Raw genomic sequence first — 1070 nt, forward strand, 5'->3', positions numbered from 1 at the left:
ACCAAAACACTTGTCGTCGGCCTCCAGTGAAGATTCTCATATCGACTCTTTAACCAAACTGTATAACCGATTTGGTTTCACCAAGCGCCTAGAACAACTGATCAAAAGCCAAACACCGCTATTGGTGTTTTACCTCGATATCGATAACTTTAAGACTATCAATGATACTTACGGCCATGACGTAGGTGACTCTGCGATTCAACTGGTCGCGAAGTGCATCCGAGACAACATTCGTCACAGTGACGTCGCATCTCGCTTTGGTGGCGAAGAGTTTATTCTCGCGATATACGATGAAGATATTGAAGGGATGAAGCACATTCTTGAACGAGTCAAAAAAGCGATTGATGAACGATCACGACGAGTTACGAAGAATGGATTTACCGTGTCGGGTGGTGTGGTCTTTAGCTCTGCAAGCAAAGCGGAAAGCTTTGATGAACTGTTCAAGGCGGCTGATGAGAAGCTCTATGAAGCGAAAAGTACCGGAAAGAACAAGATTTGTTATTAGTTCGAGGCGCGCTTGCTAAAAGGGCGATAATATCGCCCTTTTTTGTACTTGTCGTTCAACCATCACGCACAATTCGTGCATGTGGAGTGCTTAAGCCACTTGGCTTTGACGCGATTGGAGTTCATCGCGGTAGCGCTGGATGTGCTCAACAATTGGTGCTGCTTTATTAAATGTTCGGATTTCGCGGAATAATTCGTTAGCTTCTGGGTAAGATTGGCGCAGGTAAGCGAACCATTGCTTCACGCGGTTTGGATAGTACAAACCTTTATCACCCTTCATTTCAAACTTTGAGTAGTAGATCAGCAGGTCGACCACATCAGACCAAACCATTGGCGTGTGGTTGTGTTTTACCATGTTACCTAGGTTAGGAATGTTGAACGCACCGCGGCACACCATCAGAGAGTCGACACCAGTGGTTTCAATGCAGCGTTGACCATCTTCGAAATTCCAGATTTCACCATTGGCAATCAAAGGGATGGAGAATCGCTCGCGAATTTTATTGATGTATTCCCACTTGATTTCAGATGCTTTATAACCACCTTGCTTAGTACGTGCGTGAACGGTC

Annotated in this window: 2 protein-coding genes; one reads left to right on the forward strand and one right to left on the reverse strand. The window is 45.2% G+C overall.

Annotated features, from left to right (window positions below):
• Nucleotides 1–505, forward strand: a 505-nt coding sequence (locus tag R7M72_RS25785; protein ID WP_318056554.1) for a GGDEF domain-containing protein, incomplete at its 5' end; no start/stop codon positions are given.
• Nucleotides 506–595: 90 nt separating this feature from the next.
• Here the strand turns inward: R7M72_RS25785 and R7M72_RS25790 are convergent.
• A partial coding sequence (locus R7M72_RS25790; RefSeq protein ID WP_318056555.1) for a tRNA-dihydrouridine synthase occupies nt 596–1070 on the reverse strand: 475 nt, incomplete at its 5' end.

Source organism: Vibrio sp. YT-18 (genome assembly GCF_033337345.1).
Taxonomy (GTDB): domain Bacteria; phylum Pseudomonadota; class Gammaproteobacteria; order Enterobacterales; family Vibrionaceae; genus Vibrio; species Vibrio alginolyticus.